Source organism: Pseudomonas abietaniphila (genome assembly GCF_900100795.1).
Lineage (GTDB): Bacteria > Pseudomonadota > Gammaproteobacteria > Pseudomonadales > Pseudomonadaceae > Aquipseudomonas > Aquipseudomonas abietaniphila.
In genome coordinates this window covers 1-18,570 of record NZ_FNCO01000034.1, presented here as the reverse complement: position 1 = coordinate 18,570, position 18,570 = coordinate 1, and the positions used below count along the sequence as shown (strand labels likewise).

Annotated in this window: 13 protein-coding genes; 11 read left to right on the top strand and 2 right to left on the bottom strand. The window is 57.3% G+C overall.

Annotated elements, in window-relative coordinates; all coding sequences use genetic code 11:
• From BLS87_RS32885 to BLS87_RS32865, 5 genes are all read left to right on the top strand, one after another.
• The coding region (locus BLS87_RS32885; protein ID WP_143024546.1) for an RHS repeat domain-containing protein at positions 1-3,471 on the top strand (3,471 nt) is incomplete at its 5' end.
• 96 nt (positions 3,472-3,567) lie between these two features.
• Entirely contained in the window at positions 3,568-4,746 is a 1,179-nt protein-coding gene (locus BLS87_RS32880) for an RHS repeat-associated core domain-containing protein (protein ID WP_074759357.1), read from the top strand.
• 146 nt (positions 4,747-4,892) lie between these two features.
• Positions 4,893-6,083: an RHS repeat-associated core domain-containing protein gene (locus BLS87_RS32875; RefSeq protein WP_074759356.1), complete on the top strand. Its 1,191-nt coding sequence runs from the start codon at positions 4,893-4,895 to the stop codon at positions 6,081-6,083.
• A gap of 161 nt (positions 6,084-6,244) precedes the next feature.
• Positions 6,245-7,525 (top strand): RHS repeat-associated core domain-containing protein, encoded by a 1,281-nt coding sequence (locus BLS87_RS34035; RefSeq protein ID WP_074759355.1) that lies wholly within the window; start codon positions 6,245-6,247, stop codon positions 7,523-7,525.
• Positions 7,522-8,064 carry an RHS repeat-associated core domain-containing protein gene (locus BLS87_RS32865; protein ID WP_074759354.1) on the top strand — a complete coding sequence of 181 codons (543 nt, stop codon included), beginning with the start codon at positions 7,522-7,524 and terminating at the stop codon, positions 8,062-8,064. The genes BLS87_RS34035 and BLS87_RS32865 overlap by 4 nt, the downstream gene beginning before the upstream one ends.
• Before the next feature lie 162 nt (positions 8,065-8,226).
• On the opposite strand, the gene BLS87_RS32860 is transcribed toward BLS87_RS32865, so the two are convergent.
• Positions 8,227-8,952, bottom strand: a complete 726-nt coding sequence (locus BLS87_RS32860; protein WP_074759353.1) for a response regulator — start codon at positions 8,950-8,952, stop codon at positions 8,227-8,229.
• Between the two features lie 219 nt (positions 8,953-9,171).
• The gene (locus BLS87_RS32855) at positions 9,172-9,447 is read right to left on the bottom strand and encodes a LuxR family transcriptional regulator (protein WP_083370824.1); all 276 of its coding nucleotides are present in this window, start codon (positions 9,445-9,447) and stop codon (positions 9,172-9,174) included.
• 377 nt (positions 9,448-9,824) lie between these two features.
• Between BLS87_RS32855 and tig the strand changes: the two genes are divergently transcribed.
• From tig to BLS87_RS32825, 6 genes are all read left to right on the top strand, one after another.
• A complete protein-coding gene (gene tig, locus BLS87_RS32850) occupies positions 9,825-11,135 on the top strand; it encodes a trigger factor (RefSeq protein WP_074759352.1) in 1,311 nt (436 codons plus the stop codon).
• 91 nt (positions 11,136-11,226) lie between these two features.
• Positions 11,227-11,868, top strand: a complete 642-nt coding sequence (clpP, locus tag BLS87_RS32845; protein ID WP_062390604.1) for an ATP-dependent Clp endopeptidase proteolytic subunit ClpP — start codon at positions 11,227-11,229, stop codon at positions 11,866-11,868.
• 115 nt (positions 11,869-11,983) lie between these two features.
• Entirely contained in the window at positions 11,984-13,267 is a 1,284-nt protein-coding gene (clpX, locus tag BLS87_RS32840) for an ATP-dependent Clp protease ATP-binding subunit ClpX (protein WP_062390606.1), read from the top strand.
• A 181-nt stretch (positions 13,268-13,448) separates the two neighbouring features.
• A complete protein-coding gene (gene lon / locus BLS87_RS32835) occupies positions 13,449-15,845 on the top strand; it encodes an endopeptidase La (protein ID WP_074759351.1) in 2,397 nt (798 codons plus the stop codon).
• Positions 15,846-15,990: 145 nt separating this feature from the next.
• A complete protein-coding gene (locus tag BLS87_RS32830) occupies positions 15,991-16,263 on the top strand; it encodes an HU family DNA-binding protein (protein ID WP_074759350.1) in 273 nt (90 codons plus the stop codon).
• Positions 16,264-16,514: 251 nt separating this feature from the next.
• On the top strand, positions 16,515-18,389 hold the full coding sequence (locus BLS87_RS32825) for a SurA N-terminal domain-containing protein (RefSeq protein WP_074759349.1): 1,875 nt from the start codon (positions 16,515-16,517) through the stop codon (positions 18,387-18,389).
• Positions 18,390-18,570: the final 181 nt, after the last annotated feature.

Sequence of the window (18,570 nt, the reverse complement as noted above, 5' to 3'; positions counted from 1 at the left end):
CGCCGCTGCGTGGTGAGCGCCCTCGAGCGCCACTTCACAGCGTTCGTGCAGAGCCCGCGAAAGCTGGGCGAGGCAGCCCCGACGCTGCGCAGCGTTTACCGCTACAGCATCAAACCGACCCTGGGCACGCTGAGCGACTGGCTGGCGCTGGACAGCGAAACGCTGCTGCAGGTGGACGGCAACGGTGATATCGAACTGCAACGCACCGAAACGCAGTACATCGACAATGTGAGTGACCCGTTTTTGTTCGGGCGTAAACACGTCGAAGCCGTGACCCTCAACGGGTTTACCCAAACCAGTCTCTTTGAGTACAGCAAACCGCTCAACGACACTAAAACCAAACGGTTTGAGGGCGAATACGTTCAACGGACCGTTGAACTCCGCAGCACCAACCTGGACGCTGCCAAGAAAGAAATCACCTCGGAATATTCGTTGCTCAATGGCGAGCCGCTGCTTACCCGCGACGACAACGATGTAGCGATTCGCTACAGGTACGACGTGCTGGGGCGCGTGGTCGAGGAGAAGGTCGCGCCGGATACAGACTACGAGGCCAGCCGGTTTTACAGTTATGGGCTCAGCGGCGCGGTCGGGAACAAGGCCATGCAGGAGTCAACGGACGTCAAAGGCGTCAAGACCCGAACCTGGCTGGATGGGCTCCATCGTACGGTCCGGGAGGAGCGTCAGGATGTCGACGCGGTGGAATCGGGGAACGCACCGGCGTGGCGCCTGACGTACAGTGCCGAGCACGATCTGCTGGGCAATCTGGCAGCGGAAACCGAGTACGACTGGATCAATGGCGACATCCCTTATGTCAGCACATTCGATTACGACGACTGGGGAGAACAACGCTGCGTGACAGGCCCCGACGGGATTCAACAGCATCAGGTCAATGACCCCGTTGCGTTGATGCGTACCGAGTGGCGCGAGTACGCGCAGACGAAGCTCAAATCGGACAAAACCCAGACCACGCAGAATCTATTCGAAAAACCGTTGAAGGTGCGGCGCACCGACGAAGAGGGGCACGCGTACCTGCATGAGTACTTCTATGACGGCTTGGGGCGCAGTGTTGAGGAGTACGACGCCCTCAATCGTCGCACGCTTTACAGTTATGACGCCTTCGACCGCATGGTCGAAACCGAGCTGGCCGATGGTGCCTGGGTCAAGCGCGACTATGCCCTGCACAGCAGGGAGGACCTGCCCGTCCTGATCAGTGTCAATGACATTGTGCTGGGTGAGCAGGCATTCGACGGTCTGGAGCGCAGAATCATGGCCAGGACCGGTGGTCGTGAGGAAACCTTCACCTATCGGCCTGGGCAGAATCAGCCAGAGAGCGTGCAGCGTCCCAGCGGCAAGGTCATCGAATACCAATATACGCCACAGTTGGGCGAAGAGCCCAAGCAGCGGGTCATGGCAGGCTCGACCGCTGACTACGAGTACGACGTGCAAAATGCGCGCTTGATCGAGTGTATCGAACAGCCCGGCCCCGGCAGGCAAGGCCAGCAGGCCGTAAAGATGAGTCGCAAGTACTTCAGCACTGGAAAACTGAAAAGCGAACGGCGCATCCAGGGCAGCGACGACTCCGAAGCGCATTACCACTACAGCCTGCGCGGTCGCCTGATCACGTTCACCGACGTTTTCCAGCAAGCCCAGACTTGCGAATACGACGCCGCCGGACGGCTGAGCACTACCCGTCTCGCCGAGGTGACCACCACGTTTACCTACGATGATCTGGGGCGTGCTGCCAATGTTCAGACCCTTGATACAGCACTCCGTAATCAGGTCTTCATCACGCTGACGTACGACGGGTTCGGCCGCGAGGCTGTGCGCGTTTTCGACTTTGGCGACGAGCGTCAGCAACTGACTCAACGCTACAACGAAGTCGATGCGGTCGTGCAGCGCACGCTGGAGCGGGTTAACAGCGACGGTACGCCTACGGAAGTCCTGCGTGACGAGCAGTATGAGTACGATCTGCGGGCGCGTCTGAGGCACTATCGCTGCACCGGCACGCAATGCCCGCTGGATCCTTATGGCAAAACCCTGAAGGAGCAGGTCTTCGATTTCGATGCCTTGAACAACCTCACCACCGTAACAACTCTCTTCGTCGACGGCAGTGCACAGGGGCAGAACACCGCGACCTATGTCTATTCCGGCGTCGATCCGACGCAACTGCGCGAGGTGCGCAATGTCAGCACCGACCCTGCTTACCCTGCACTGATCATGCTGGACTATGACCAGGACGGTAACCTGACGGTCGATGAACAAGGACGGCAGCTGGCGTACGACGACATTGGTCGCCTGATCAGCGTCAGCGCGGTGCCTGGCGAGAGCGCCAACACCTATCACTACGACGCCCTGGACACCCTCAGTGGTCGCAGCGATGGTTCAACCTCCGAATCCCGTTTCTACCTCGACGCTCAGTTGGTGAGTCAGAAGGAGTCGAACGGCAACCAGCTGAGTTTCATGCGCGGCGGCGATCATCTGCTGGCTGAACGCAGTAAAAGTGGGGAGGATTCGCCGGGAAAGAACCTGCTGCTGGTCAATGACAGCCGTGTCACCGTGCTCGGCGAAATCGATCAGCAGCGTGTACACACCCATTCTTATACCGCTTACGGCCATCGCGAAGAGGCCTCGCAGACGGCCAGTCATTTGGGGTTCAACGGTGAGCGATGCGAAGACGCTGGCGGGTATCTGCTGGGCGCTGGTTACCGGGCCTACAACCCTGTGCTGATGCGCTTCCACAGCCCGGACAGCCTGAGCCCCTTCGATGAAGGTGGCTGGAATCCTTATGCCTACTGCGTAGGCGATCCGGTCAACTTCGTCGATCCAACGGGGCACCTGCCCAGCTGGGCCATGATGGCGATCGGCATCGTCGGCGGCATTGCACTGGGCGTGGTGTCCGGTGGTGTCGGAACCTTGGTGGCTGGCACGATGGCCGCCAGCACCGCTGCCGCTGTAGGCAACGCTTCGATGGTTCTGGGGGTAGGGTTGGAGCTCGCGTCTGCGGGGACGGGAGTGGCGGGAACGGTGATGGGCGGGGAGGAAGGAAACCTGTTGGGCAAGATCAGCATGGGGCTCGGGTTTGCCGCCGGGGTGGTGGGCGGTTTTGGGGTGGGGATGAAGTTGAAAGTCAGAACAACAAATAAAATGGAAGCCGCACAGTATGGGAAAAAAGGTCATGCAGAGGATTATGCCCCTATCGCCAGGATTGCAACTGAAAGAGGGCGACCGACGACTTCCCAGGCCCCAGGGAGAGGAATACACACAGAGGGCAGGAGCAACGCTCAGCAATTGAACAATAGGGTTAAAGGTGCTGCTGCCAGGAAAGTTGAAAGAAAAAAACTGCCTCGGGCCGTTGAGCGGCGTCAGGAACTCCTGAGTTATTTCAATGCGAAAACGCCTCAGCAGCAAGCGGAGCAGGCTGCGAGATCGGCAGCCATAAGACGTGAACGGCTCAAAGGTACTAAAGCGTGAGTTACCAGGGACCTTCATAGCCGGTAGATGAGACGTTGATAGCCGATGATATTGGCTAGGTACGCCGTTGGCACGTTAGTTAAGGAGGACTTATCAATGCTCATGTCCAGACGTTTGCGCTTAGACCCAAGTCAAGATGGAACCCTTGACCGTCCAGCCGAGGCCTTGCCGCCCCGGACGGATCCGGAGAGCTCCTATCGGGGGGGCGGTGGTTTTCCGTCTGGCGCTGAAGGGACGTCGCAGCATTCGGCCCTGCAGAGCCACGACGGGCTGCCAACCCAACGCTCGCCTGATGATCCGTTCTGGGAGACCACGCTCTTGGGCACGGACCAGCGACGCACTGTTTTGCACAAAAGAGCGGCGCAGGATCAAGCAGACTTGGTCTACACCCCCTATGGCCATAGCCAGGACACCAATGGCCTGACCGGCGGGCTGGGTTTCAATGGCGAGCGCCGTGAATCGGTGACGGGGCATTATCTGCTGGGTGCCGGTTACCGGGCATTCAATCCGGTGCTCATGCGGTTTAACAACCCGGACAGCTTGAGTCCGTTCGAGGCGGGTGGCTTGAATCCTTACGCCTACTGCGTGGGCGATCCCGTGAACTTCGTTGATCCGACAGGGCATTTGCCGAGCTGGGCGATGATGGCAATCGGCATCGCCGGCGGTATCGCACTGGGCGTTGTATCCGGTGGTGTCGGAACCTTCTTGGCGGGCACGATGGCTGCCAGCACCGCTGCTGCCGCGGGGAATACCGCAATGGTCATCGGTGTGGGCCTGGAGGTCGCGTCTGTAGGGACTGGGATAGCGGGAACGGCTACGGGCGGGGAGGAAGGCAACCTGTTGGGCAAGATCAGCATGGGGCTCGGGCTTGCTGCCGGGGTGGTGGGCGGGTTTGGGATGAAGTTGAACGTCAGAACGACAAATAAAATGGAAGCCGCACAGTATGGGAAAAAAGGTCATGCAGAGGATTATGGGAAAGTGACTAGAAGTTACGCTAACCGTCCTGACTCAGAATTTGATGCGCAATTGAAGATAAGTTACGACAACCCACGCCGAGAAACGGTAGGGAATAGTCTGGATGCTCAGCATGCGGCCGAGGGTAATCGAGCACGCTTTCGAGAGGGAAATGATCAGTGGGGAAGAAGGTATGCGACCTCTAGGATCGGTAACTGGAGAACGGCAGTTGAACCTTACATGGGGCCTGTTCAGGATCAGTGGCATATTAGGTCAAGCACTATAAGTTCTATCAATCCTCGCAGGCTGAGTCTGGATTAATCGCGTTGCGACTTTGTATGAAAACAACAGTTTAAAGAGGGGTGTGTGTAATCGTTAAGTGAATGCTTTGTTCTTCATCTCATCGTTAATATTGGTTGCCGATGTCAAAGGGATAAACAGTTGGCAGGTGTATGGAGGGAAAATTAATGACCACGTCTAAATGTGTGTGCGTATACCCCAATGGAGGCGAAGCATTTGACCGTTTTGCCGCCGCCTTGCCGTCCTTGGCGAATCCGGTGCGACCGTTTTACGGCAGCAATGATTCCGCGCCAGGCGGTGAGACGACTTCGCCACATTCGGCCATGCAGAACCATGGCGGCATGCCGCACCAACACCAGCCTGGTGATCCGCCCTGGGAGACCACGCTGCTGGGGACGGACCAGCGACGCACTGTTTTGCACAAAAGGGCGGCGCAGGATCAAGCAGACTTGGTCTACACCCCCTATGGCCATAACCAGGACGCCAGTGGCCTGACCGGCGGGTTGGGTTTCAATGGGGAGCGCCGTGAATTGGTGACGGGGCATTATCTGGTGGGCGCAGGTTACCGGGCATTCAATCCGGTGCTCATGCGGTTTAACAACCCGGACAGCTTGAGTCCGTTCGAGGCGGGTGGCTTGAATCCTTACGCCTACTGCGTGGGCGATCCCGTGAACTTCGTTGATCCAACGGGGCATTTGCCGAGTTGGGCCATGATGGCGATCGGCATCGCCGGCGGTATCGCACTGGGCGTTGTATCCGGTGGTGTTGGAACCTTCTTGGCGGGCACGATGGCTGCCAGCACCGCTGCTGCCGCCGGGAATACCGCAATGGTCATCGGTGTGGGCCTGGAGCTCGCGTCTGCGGGAACGGGAATAGCGGGAATGGCTATCGGGGACGAAAAAGGAGACCTGTTGGGCAAGATCAGCATGGGGCTCGGGCTTGCCGCCGGGGTGGTGGGCGGATTTGGGGGTGGGATGAAATCAGTGGCAGGAAGGATGAACGCTCCGCTTAAAGCTGCCGCAGTATACAAACGCACAGCAGCGTATAAACACTTTGGTCGCGCTGAAATCTCTGATGTGTCGAATGCATATTACAGTTCTTTACATCCGGATTTGGTGTCGCAATTGCCGGACTCTTTATACAGTATGGCTGGGATGGGTGCACTTAAACGCAAACGCATCGGGGTGGATAAATTAGGAAGGAGACGTCGCATTGTTCCTGAGTCAGAGTCGGAAGCTTTTATGAATTCTTTTAAGGTGCCTAAGTCGGCTTTAAAAAAAACGGATAGTTCGACGATGTCTACGGTTGACCGTGTGCAGAGAAAAGTTAGGTTCGATATTGACGTGTCTACTGTTTAGGGCGGCTGTCGCAGGTTTCATGTTGCGGTTATACATTGTTTTCAGACGGTGCTGGCGGCTGATGACGTTGAGCGCATGAACGGTTTCCAAGTGTGCGGGGTGACGTTTAATGATCGGTTTTTCTTCCGTCAAACGGTGTGGCGGCAATCAGGATCGGTGTGATGAACACGTTTGCCAAGGAGGATTTATCAATGAACACCTCTACATGTTTGCACCTATCCCCCTGTGATGGCAAAGCAACTGACTGTGTAACTGCGTCTTTGCCGCCCCCGCCAGATACGTTGCGACCGGTTAGCAGCGACGGCGGCACTGCGACCGGCATTCAAGCGACTTCGCCCCATTCGGTCATGCAGAGCTATCAAGGCATGCCGCACCAACGCCCGCCTGATGATCCGTCCTGGGAGACCGCGCTCTTGGGCACGGACCAGCGACGCACTGTTTTGCACAAAAGGGCGGCGCAGGATCAAGCAGACTTGGTCTACACCCCCTATGGCCATAGCCAGGACACCAATGGCCTGACCGGCGGGCTGGGTTTCAATGGCGAGCGCCGTGAATCAGTGACGGGGCATTATCTGCTGGGTGCCGGTTACCGGGCATTCAATCCGGTGCTCATGCGGTTCAACAGCCCGGACAGCTTGAGTCCGTTCGAGGCGGGTGGCTTGAATCCTTACGCCTACTGCGTGGGCGATCCGGTGAACTTCGTGGATCCGACAGGGCATTTGCCGAGCTGGGCGATGATGGCAATCGGCATCGCCGGCGGTATCGCACTGGGCGTTGTATCCGGTGGTGTCGGAACCTTCTTGGCGGGCACGATGGCTGCCAGCACCGCTGCTGCCGCCGGGAATACCGCAATGGTCATCGGTGTGGGCCTGGAGCTCGCGTCTGTAGGGACTGGGATAGCGGGAACGGCTACGGGCGGGGAGGAAGGCGACCTGTTGGGCAAGATCAGCATGGGACTCGGATTTGCTGCCGGAGCGGTGGGAGGATTTGGAGGAGGAATAAAGCTAAAGATCAGACCGCACTCGAGGCGAGCGTTGCCGGTACTGCGCGGGTTAAACCGGATGCAGCGGGTCAATGGCAGGATAGGCTTCCCGGTGAGTGGGCGAGGAGCAGGAAAGGCTGCGCAACGCTGGTCCATCGACAAGACAAAAGTCAGCTTCAACAAGAGCGGTCTGACAACTACGGAGCAGGAAAAGTGGGATAGGTTTCAAAATGCTATCAATAACGACGGCGCTCACTATGCACATGCAGCCAGGCAGGCTGGCGACACCAACTTCAAGAGTTTAGCGAAGGTTTCAATGCCATCCGAGGTCGATGGCACCTCAAGCTACACAGAGGTGCAGCAGTATCAGATCAGACTAAGTAAAAAAGCGCGTGCGACCTTCTGGGTGGATGAATCAACCAAAACGGTAAACGTGATACGGGTTGGTGGGCATACATGATCAGAACACTGCAGGGCACGCCCAAAGTGGACCGAGCAGGCATCTGGCGCGGAAATACGGGCTGGCGTGACGACTTGCACACCACGCTCTTGGGCACGGACCAGCGCCGCACTGTTTTGCACAAGAGGGCGGCGCAGGAGCAAGCAGGCTTGGTCTACACCCCCTATGGCCATAGCCAGAACACCAATGGCCTGACCGGCGGGTTGGGTTTCAATGGTGAACGTCGTGAATCGGTGACGGGGCATTATCTGCTGGGCGCAGGTTACCGGGCGTTCAATCCGGTGCTCATGCGCTTCAACAGCCCTGACAACTTGAGCCCTTTGGGTGAGGGCGGTTTGAATCCTTATGCGTATTGCCTGGGAGATCCTGTCAATCGCATTGACCCATCAGGGCATTTGTCATGGCAGTCGTCATTAGGCCTGGGCCTTGCCGCTGCGGGGCTGGCGGGGTTGAGTTTTCTGAATAATTACAAAATCAGTCGAAGGATATTGAACCGAGGTCTCGGTCAGCAACACGGAATCGGGCGAGCGACACCGTGAGGGGGACTTACCGCGTCTTTTCGCCGCAAAACGGTGTGACGGCAATCAGGACCGGTGTGATGAACACGACACTCTCCTACCTGGTCAGACCTGCCTATTTCCTTAAAAGGCCGGCTTACTTCTTCTGATGTGCATCTGCATCGACATCACTTCGCCCAGTGTTCAAACGGCCCATTCCTTTGCCCGGCGACGAGGCGCGCTCACGGATCGTGACGCCCCATTGAGTCCCAGGGCACGTCCGTACTCGATCAAACCGCTGTCATGGATGAGCCCCAGTTTTTGCATTGCGGTCCGTTTGTGGCGGCTGACGGTTTTTTCACTGCGATTGAGGCGTTCGGCGATCTGTCGCCCTGACAATCCCTGGTAAAGCAGCCGCACCACTTCCACTTCGCGGATGGACAGGGCGGAGTCGGTGTGCGTATCGCAGGCTGGCGTATCCAGCCGGTCGCCAATGCTCGGGCTTATATAAATGTGCCCTCGGCAGACGGTGTCCAGTGCGCAGTCGAGCTCGGTCAACGAGTCCTGTTTGTCGAACAAGCCCCGAACCCCCAGATCGAGCAGGTTCCTCCACAGGGCGGGGCTGTCGAACATGCTCATGACAATGACGTCCAACGCTTCGAAATGGCGACGTATATAGCTGATCAGCGCCAGCCCGTCGGGTTTCTGGCTGTCGGGCATGGAGAAGTCAGTGATCAACAGCTCACAAGGGCGATGGTGAAGGTGTTCGATCAATTGGTCGGCGTTATGGGCATCACTGATAGAAGCGCCGTGATGCCGACCATTGCTCAACGACATGCGTGCTCCCAGCAATACCACAGGATGGTCATCTGCCAGCAGGATGTGTCGTGGGGTCAATCGGGGGCGTAGGGCTCGCGGGTGGGTATTCATGCTAGAGGCTCAGGCGGTGCAGGGTTTGACAGGCAGTGAGCAATGGCGGGTATCGGCGGAGCCGTTTTCGGACCCCGCCTATTTGAAAGCGCTGGAACTTTAACAAGGGTTTGTAGGAACTCTCTGTACGCTGTTCGCGTTTGTTGTGTAGGGCAATTCTTAATTGTCTGTGGGGTTTGGATATTTAAAAGCGGCCTTAAAGGTCCTTGGTCGGTAATTTCATTCGTCGAGCAGGCCCATTTCCGCCGCTTTGCGCAATGCGAGCCAACGGGAGCCGACACTGAATTTGCGCCGGATATTGGCGAAGTGAAAATTGACCGTGGCCTCGGTGCAGGCCAGGATTTGCGCGATCTCCCATGAAGACTTGCCTTTGTTTCCCCAGTGACCGACTTGCTTTTCCTTGGGTGTCAGGGTGACGGGGGCCGCCGAAGTCGCCAGGAGGCTGGTGGGAGCGGTGTCCAGAATGCCGGGGTTATGGTGCAGAGGTGCGTGCATGGCAATGTGTCCTTTACGATTGACTTGTCCCTTGAAATGGCGGGCCCGATGCCTGAGAGGCCCTTTGGCGGCTGGCGCATCCCCATGCGCGTTGTGCCGCTGATTAGGTTTATAAACCCGATGCGCTATTTTGAAAGCTGTCAGAAATGACAGTGGGGCGGTATTTCCGATGAGCTGCACCTCAGCCGGCCGCACTGCGCCGCAAGCCTGCGCGACAGGAGAAAGCGCATTGATCGAGGCTCCGGCACGGGGCCTCAGAGCCTTGGAAGATTAGCCACACGCCGTGGGGTGACTTCTTGTGTTTGACCCACTAGAATGCTTGCCCTTGATTCTGGGGTCGGGATGGCCGGCTATCGTCTGTGCAACGAGGAATATCCATGCAAGTTTCTGTTGAAAACACTTCGGCTCTTGAGCGCCGCATGACCATTGGCGTGCCTGCCGAACGCATCGAGACGGAAGTCAACAAGCGTCTGCAGCAGACTGCACGCAAAGCCAAGATCCCGGGCTTCCGCCCTGGCAAAGTGCCTATGAGCGTGATCCGTCAGCGTTACGAAGACGGTGCTCGTCAGGAAGCTCTGGGCGACCTGATCCAGGCGACCTTCTACGAAGCTGTCGTAGAGCAAAAGCTGAACCCGGCCGGCGCACCTTCCGTCGAGCCAAAAACCTTCGAAAAAGGCAAGGACCTCGAGTACGTCGCCACGTTCGAAGTGTTCCCTGAGTTCTCCGTTGCCGGTTTCGAGTCCGTGTCCGTAGAGCGTCTGTCTGCCGACGTCGCTGACTCCGATCTGGACAACATGCTGGAAATCCTGCGCAAGCAGAACGTCCGTTTTGAAGTGGCCGATCGTGCTGCCGAGAACGAAGACCAGCTGAACATCGACTTCGTGGGCAAGATCGACGGCGAAGCATTCGCTGGCGGCTCGGCGACTGGCACTCAGCTGGTACTGGGCTCGGGTCGCATGATCCCTGGTTTCGAAGAAGGCCTGGTTGGCGCCAAAGCGGGCGAAGAGCGCGTTCTGAACCTGACGTTCCCAGAGGATTATCAGAATCTGGAGCTGGCTGGCAAAACCGCAGAGTTCACCGTTACCGTGAACACCGTGTCGGCACCGACCCTGCCTGAGCTGAACGAAGCGTTCTTCAACCAGTTCGGCATCAAGGAAACCGGTATCGAAGGCTTCCGCACCGAAGTTCGCAAGAACATGGAGCGCGAGCTGCGTCAGGCCATCAAGTCCAAGGTCAAGAATCAGGTCATGGACGGTCTGCTGGCCGCCAACCCGATCGACGTGCCTAAAGCACTGCTGGAAAACGAAGTGAACCGTCTGCGCGTTCAGGCCGTTCAACAGTTCGGTGGCAACATCAAGCCTGATCAACTGCCGGCTGAGCTGTTCGAAGAGCAGGCCAAGCGCCGCGTAGAGCTGGGTCTGATCGTTGCTGAAGTCGTCAAGCAGTTCGACCTCAAGCCTGACGAAGCCCGCGTTCGCGAACTGATCCAGGAAATGGCTTCCGCTTACCAGGAGCCTGAGCAGGTTGTGGCCTGGTACTACAAGAACGAACAGCAAATGAACGAAGTGCGTTCGGTTGTGCTGGAAGAGCAAGTTGTGGATACTGTTTTGCAGAAAGCGAGCGTGACCGATAAAGCGGTCTCGTACGAAGAAGCCGTCAAGCCGGTAGAAGCTCCACAAGCCGACTGATTTCTTTCTCTCGTTCGAAAACACCATAAGCCAGCCTTCGCGCTGGCTTATGCGTATTCAAGACATGACTATTTGGGAGTGAATGCGAGACATGTCCCGCAATTCTTATATTCAGCAGAACTCTGACATCCAGGCCGCTGGCGGCCTGGTCCCGATGGTTATCGAGCAGTCCGCCCGTGGCGAACGCGCCTATGACATCTACTCCCGCCTGCTCAAGGAACGCGTCATCTTCCTGGTCGGCCCGGTTGAAGACTACATGGCCAACCTGATCTCGGCGCAACTGCTGTTCCTTGAAGCGGAAAACCCGGACAAGGACATCCATCTCTACATTAACTCCCCTGGTGGTTCGGTGACGGCTGGCATGGCGATTTACGACACCATGCAGTTCATCAAGCCAGACGTTTCGACGACGGTCATGGGGCAGGCGTGCAGCATGGGCGCTTTCCTGCTGGCTGGCGGTGCGAAGGGCAAGCGTTTCGCGCTGCCTAACTCCCGCGTGATGATTCACCAGCCACTGGGCGGTTTCCAGGGGCAGGCGTCGGACATCGACATTCACGCCAAGGAAATCCTGTACATTCGCCAGCGTCTGAACGAACTGCTGGCCCACCATACAGGTCAGTCGCTGGAAACCATCGAGCGCGACACCAACCGCGACAACTTCATGAGCGCCGAACGCGCTGCTGAATACGGTCTGGTGGACTCGGTGCTCGACAAACGTCAAATGATCAAATGATTGCTTGATAGGCAGTAATCCCAGGCGGTCGGCACGTCCTTACCGCCTGCGGACTTGAAAAAGCCCGCAATTGCCTTCATCTTGTGTTGCAAGCCTACCGGATTGGATCGATCGAATGACTGACACCCGCAACGGCGAGGACAACGGCAAACTGCTTTATTGCTCCTTCTGCGGCAAAAGCCAGCATGAAGTGCGCAAGTTGATTGCCGGCCCCTCGGTATTTATCTGTGACGAGTGCGTCGACCTGTGCAATGACATCATCCGCGAGGAGGTGCAGGAAGCACAGGCAGAAAGCAGCGCGCATAAATTACCATCGCCTAAAGAAATCAGCGGCATCCTTGACCAGTACGTCATCGGTCAGGAGCGTGCCAAAAAGGTTCTCGCAGTAGCGGTGTACAACCACTACAAGCGTCTGAACCAGCGCGACAAGAAAAATGACGACGTTGAACTGGGCAAGAGCAACATCCTGCTGATCGGCCCTACGGGCTCCGGCAAGACCCTGCTGGCGGAAACGCTGGCACGTTTGCTCAACGTACCGTTCACCATCGCCGACGCCACCACCCTGACCGAAGCCGGTTATGTGGGTGAGGACGTGGAAAACATCATCCAGAAGCTGTTGCAGAAATGCGATTACGATGTCGAGAAGGCCCAGATGGGTATTGTCTACATCGACGAGATCGACAAGATCTCGCGCAAATCCGATAACCCTTCGATTACGCGTGACGTGTCTGGCGAGGGCGTGCAACAAGCCTTGCTGAAACTGATCGAGGGCACTGTGGCTTCCGTTCCGCCGCAGGGCGGTCGCAAACATCCACAGCAGGAATTCCTGCAGGTGGACACGCGCAACATCCTGTTCATCTGCGGCGGTGCGTTCTCGGGCCTGGAAAAGGTCATCCAGAATCGCTCCACCAAGGGCGGCATCGGTTTCAATGCCGAAGTGCGCAGCAAGGAAGAGGGCAAGAAGGTTGGCGAATCCCTGCGTGAGGTCGAGCCTGACGATCTGGTCAAGTTCGGTCTGATTCCGGAATTCGTGGGCCGTCTGCCAGTACTGGCGACCCTGGACGAGCTGGACGAAGCTGCGCTGATGCAGATTCTGACCGAGCCAAAGAACGCGCTGACCAAGCAGTACGGCAAGTTGTTCGAAATGGAAGGTGTGGACCTGGAGTTCCGCACCGATGCGCTGAAGTCGGTTGCTCGTCGTGCGCTGGAGCGCAAGACAGGTGCCCGTGGTCTGCGGTCCATCCTCGAAGGCGTGCTGCTCGACACCATGTACGAAATCCCGTCGCAAACCGACGTGAGTAAAGTGGTGATCGACGAAAGCGTGATCGAAGGTACGTCCAAGCCGCTGTTGATCTACGAAAACAGCGAGCCACCCGCCAAGGCGGCTCCCGACGCGTAAGCCGGAAGGCTTCGTACCGGGCGACTGGAAAAGAAAGGGGCCCTCGGGCCCCTTTTGCATTTCACCGTCTCTTTCGCATTAACTCAAAGCGACGCTTGTTTTTTTGGGTATCTACCCCCATCTTGATTTTCAGCTTATTTCTATCTGTCCATGGCCTAAAGGCCGCCGTAGAGGCGAAATCATGAAGACGACCATTGAACTGCCTCTCTTGCCATTGCGCGATGTCGTGGTGTATCCGCACATGGTTATCCCACTGTTCGTGGGTCGCGAGAAGTCCATCGAGGCCCTTGAGGCCGCGATGACGGGCGACAAGCAGATCCTGCTGCTCGCGCAAAGAAACCCAGCAGACGATGATCCTGGTGAAGACGCTCTTTATAGCGTGGGTACGATTGCAACTGTATTGCAGCTGCTGAAGCTACCTGACGGCACCGTCAAAGTGCTGGTGGAAGGTGAGCAGCGTGGCTCGGTAGAGCGTTTCATCGAAGTGGACGGCCATTGCCGTGCCGAAGTCGCGCTGATCGACGAAGTCGACGCGCCTGACCGCGAATCCGAAGTGTTCGTGCGCAGCCTCCTGGCGCAGTTCGAACAATATGTGCAGCTGGGCAAGAAGGTCCCGGCTGAGGTCCTGTCATCGCTCAACAGCATTGATGAGCCGGGCCGTCTGGTCGATACCATGGCAGCGCACATGGCGCTGAAAATCGAGCAGAAGCAGGAAATCCTCGAGATCATTGACCTGCCTGCGCGTGTCGAACACGTGCTGGCGTTGCTGGATGCTGAAATCGACCTGTTGCAGGTCGAGAAGCGCATTCGCGGCCGTGTGAAAAAACAAATGGAGCGCAGTCAGCGCGAGTACTACTTGAATGAGCAGATGAAGGCCATTCAGAAGGAACTCGGCGACAGCGATGAAGGCCACAACGAAATCGAAGAGCTGAAAAAGCGCATCGACGCCGCTGGCCTGCCCAAAGATGCGATGACAAAAGCCACTGCCGAGTTGAACAAGCTCAAGCAGATGTCGCCGATGTCCGCTGAAGCAACGGTCGTGCGTTCCTACATCGACTGGCTGGTGCAGGTGCCTTGGAAGGCACAAAGCAAGGTGCGTCTGGACCTGGCGCGCGCTGAAGACATCCTCGATGCCGATCACTACGGTCTGGAAGAAGTCAAAGAACGGATCCTCGAATACCTCGCCGTGCAAAAGCGCGTGAAGAAGATTCGTGGTCCGGTGCTGTGCCTGGTCGGTCCGCCTGGCGTGGGTAAAACCTCGCTGGCGGAGTCGATCGCTCACGCCACCAACCGCAAGTTCGTGCGCATGGCGTTGGGCGGTGTGCGTGACGAAGCTGAAATTCGCGGTCACCGTCGTACCTACATCGGTTCGATGCCAGGCCGTCTGATTCAGAAAATGACCAAGGTCGGCGTGCGCAACCCGCTGTTCCTGCTCGACGAAATCGACAAAATGGGCAGCGACATGCGGGGCGACCCGGCGTCAGCACTGCTCGAAGTGCTCGATCCCGAGCAGAACCACAACTTTAACGATCACTATCTGGAGGTCGATTACGACCTGTCCGATGTGATGTTCCTTTGCACCGCGAACTCGATGAACATTCCTGCGGCGCTGCTGGACCGTATGGAAGTGATCCGTCTGCCGGGCTACACCGAAGACGAGAAGATCAACATCGCCACCAAGTACCTCTCGCCGAAGCAGATCGCTGCGAACGGCCTGAAAAAAGGTGAAATCGAGTTCGAAGAAGAGGCCATACGCGACATTATCCGGTACTACACGCGTGAAGCTGGCGTGCGTAGCCTAGAGCGTCAGATCGCCAAAGTCTGCCGTAAGGCAGTCAAAGAGCACGCTCACGAGAAGCGCTTTGCGGTCGTGGTGACGGCTGCAATGCTCGAAAACTTCCTCGGTGTACGCAAATTCCGCTACGGCCTTGCCGAGCAGCAGGATCAAATCGGTCAAGTCACGGGCCTGGCGTGGACTCAGGTGGGTGGCGAATTGCTGACCATCGAAGCGGCAGTGGTCCCGGGTAAAGGCCAGCTGATCAAGACCGGCTCGTTGGGTGATGTGATGGTCGAATCGATCACCGCTGCACTGACGGTTGTGCGCAGTCGGGCGAAAAGCCTGGGCATCCCTCTGGACTTCCACGAGAAGCGCGACACCCACATCCATATGCCGGAAGGGGCGACGCCTAAAGACGGCCCTAGCGCGGGTGTAGGCATGTGCACGGCACTGGTTTCGGCACTCACCCAGATCCCGGTCCGTGCGGACGTGGCAATGACGGGTGAAATCACCCTTCGCGGTCAGGTTCTGGCGATTGGTGGCTTGAAGGAAAAACTACTGGCGGCACACCGTGGTGGAATTAAAACGGTGATCATTCCAGAAGAAAACGTGCGTGATTTGAAAGAAATTCCTGACAATATCAAGCAGGATCTTCAAATCAAACCGGTTAAATGGATTGACGAAGTCCTGCAAATTGCGCTGCAATACGCGCCGGAGCCCTTGCCGGATGTGGCTCCGGAGATGGTTGCAAAGGATGAAAAACGCGAGTCTGACTCTAAGGAAAGAATTAGCACGCATTAGTCTGGGGGGCCTTCCTTGACAGCTTTTTAGAGCCCTTGTTATAAAGCGGCTCTTTGCAGCGTCAGAAGGCCATTCAGCGTTTGTCTGGCTTCACCAAAAAACTTAGAAAATATACTCAAAATAGATAGATATAAGGGGACTTAGAGTGAACAAGTCGGAACTGATTGATGCTATCGCCGCATCCGCTGACATCCCGAAAGCTGCTGCTGGCCGTGCGCTGGACGCAGTAATCGAATCCGTCACTGGCGCTCTTAAGGCTGGCGACTCTGTTGTACTGGTTGGCTTCGGCACGTTCTCCGTAACTGATCGTCCTGCTCGTACCGGCCGTAACCCACAGACCGGTGAAGCGCTGAAAATTGCAGCTGCCAAGAAACCAGGCTTCAAAGCCGGTAAAGCTCTGAAAGAAGCCGTCAACTAAGTTTCTTTTTTACCTTTGCCTATCCCCAGGACAGGGTTATCCCTGTTCTGGTCGTGAAGCGGCACGGGCGGTTGGTCAAGCGCTGGCCTGTCACCTCAGGGAACGCACATTCGAACCCTGTTCGTTTTGCCCGCTTCACTGGTTACACCTGTTACGACGAGAAGGCGCATCCTCGGATGCGCCTTTCTTCTATCCGGATTTCACCCACGCTCGGCGGTTTGTGAGTCGAATACAACCGTTCTGGGGGACGCATGCTGCAAAATATCAGGGACAATTCACAAGGCTGGATTGCCAAGACCATCATCGGGGTCATCGTGGCGCTGATGGCCCTGACGGGTTTCGATGCCATTTTCAGGGCCACCAGCCACAGTCAGGATGCTGCGAAGGTCAATGGCGACGAGATCACTCAGACCGATCTGGGCCAGGCGGTTGAAATGCAACGCCGTCAGTTGATGCAACAACTGGGCAAGGATTTCGATCCTGCGATGCTCAATGAGAAGATGCTGCGCGACTCGGCCCTCAAGGGCCTTATCGACCGCAAGCTGCTGCTGCAGGGCGCAGCCGATGCGAAGTTCGGTTTCTCCGAAGCTGCGCTGGATCAGCAGATCCTGATGACGCCTGAATTTCAGGTCGATGGCAAGTTCAGCGCCGACCGTTTTGATCAGGTGATTCGTCAGTTGGGCTACACCCGCATGCAATTCCGCCAGATCCTCGGTCAGGAAATGCTGATCGGCCAGATCCGTGCGGGCATCGCAGGCAGTGCGTTCATCACTGACGCACAGGTTGACGCGTTCGCTCGTCTGGAAAAGCAGACGCGTGATTTCGCGACCCTGACGCTGCCAGCCGATCCGTCGAACGTGAAGGTCACCGACGACGAAATCAAGGCGCACTACGACCAGCACGCCAAGGAATTCCTCAGCCCCGAGCAAGTTGTGCTCGACTACATCGAGCTGAAGAAATCCTCGTTCTTCGACAAGGTGTCGGTGAAGGACGAAGATCTGCAGGCGGCGTACCAGAAAGAAATCGCCAACCTGGCTGAGCAGCGTCGCGCTGCGCACATCCTGATCGAAGTCAACGACAAGACCACCGATGCGCAGGCCAAGGCGAAGATCGAAGAGATTCAGGCGCGTCTGGCCAAGGGTGAAAACTTCGCGGCACTGGCCAAGGAGTTCTCGCAGGACCCTGGCTCGTCGGCCAAGGGCGGTGACCTGGGCTACGCCGGCAAGGGTGTTTATGATCCGGCCTTCGAAGACGCACTGTATGCGTTGAACAAGGATCAGGTATCGGCACCGGTTCGCAGCCAGTTCGGCTGGCACCTGATCAAGCTGCTGGGCGTTGAGGCCCCGTCGGTCCCGACCTTCGCCAGCCTGAAAGACAAGCTGACGCATGACCTGAAGTCTCAACAGGTTGAGCAGAAGTACGTAGACGCGAGCAAGAAACTGCAAGACGCCGCGTATGAAGCGTCTGACTTGGTTCAGCCTGCTCAGGATCTGGGCGTGAAGGTGCAGACCACGGCGCCGTTTGGTCGTGAAGGCGGCGAGGGCATCGCGGCTAACCGTGCGGTGATCCAGGCAGCGTTCAGTCAGGAAGTGATGGAAGAGGGTTCCAACAGTTCTGCGCTTGAGCTCGATCCGGAAACCACGGTGGTCGTGCATGTCAAGGAACACCGTCAGCCGGAGCAGTTGCCTCTGGAAGCTGTTTCCAGCGCGATTCGTGCCCAGCTGACCAAACAGCACGCCAGCGAAGCCGTCAAAGGCAAGGGCGAGGCGCTGCTGGCCAGTCTGCGTGATGGCAAGGTTCCTTACAGTGCCACCAAGCAGGAAGGTCAGAACTGGAAGGTCGTGGAAGCCGCTTCTCGCAGTCAGGAGGGTGTTGATCCTCAGGTGCTGCAGGCGCTGTTCCGTATGCCTAAGCCAGAGGGCAAGGACAAGCCGGTCTATGGCAGCCTGACCGCGGCGGACGGCAGCTTCGTGATTGTGCGCCTCAATGGCGTGAATCAGGCGGCGCCGGCGACCGATGCCGAGAAGACGCAGTACCGTCGTTTCCTGGCATCCCGTGAGGGGCGTCAGGACTTCGAGTCGTATCAGTCTCAGCTGCAGTCGGCGGCGAAGATCGAGAAGTATTGATCGTCGCGTTGCGCTGAAAACGAAAAGCCCCGGCTCGTGAGAGTTGGGGCTTTTTGGTTTTTGGTTTTTGGTTTTTGGTTTTTGGCGGTAAGCGGCCAGCGAACACACCTTCAGAAATCCGGAATTAAAGGCGATGGTGTCCGCCTATTTTTAAGCGGACGCGATCACCCTTATCGCCAGG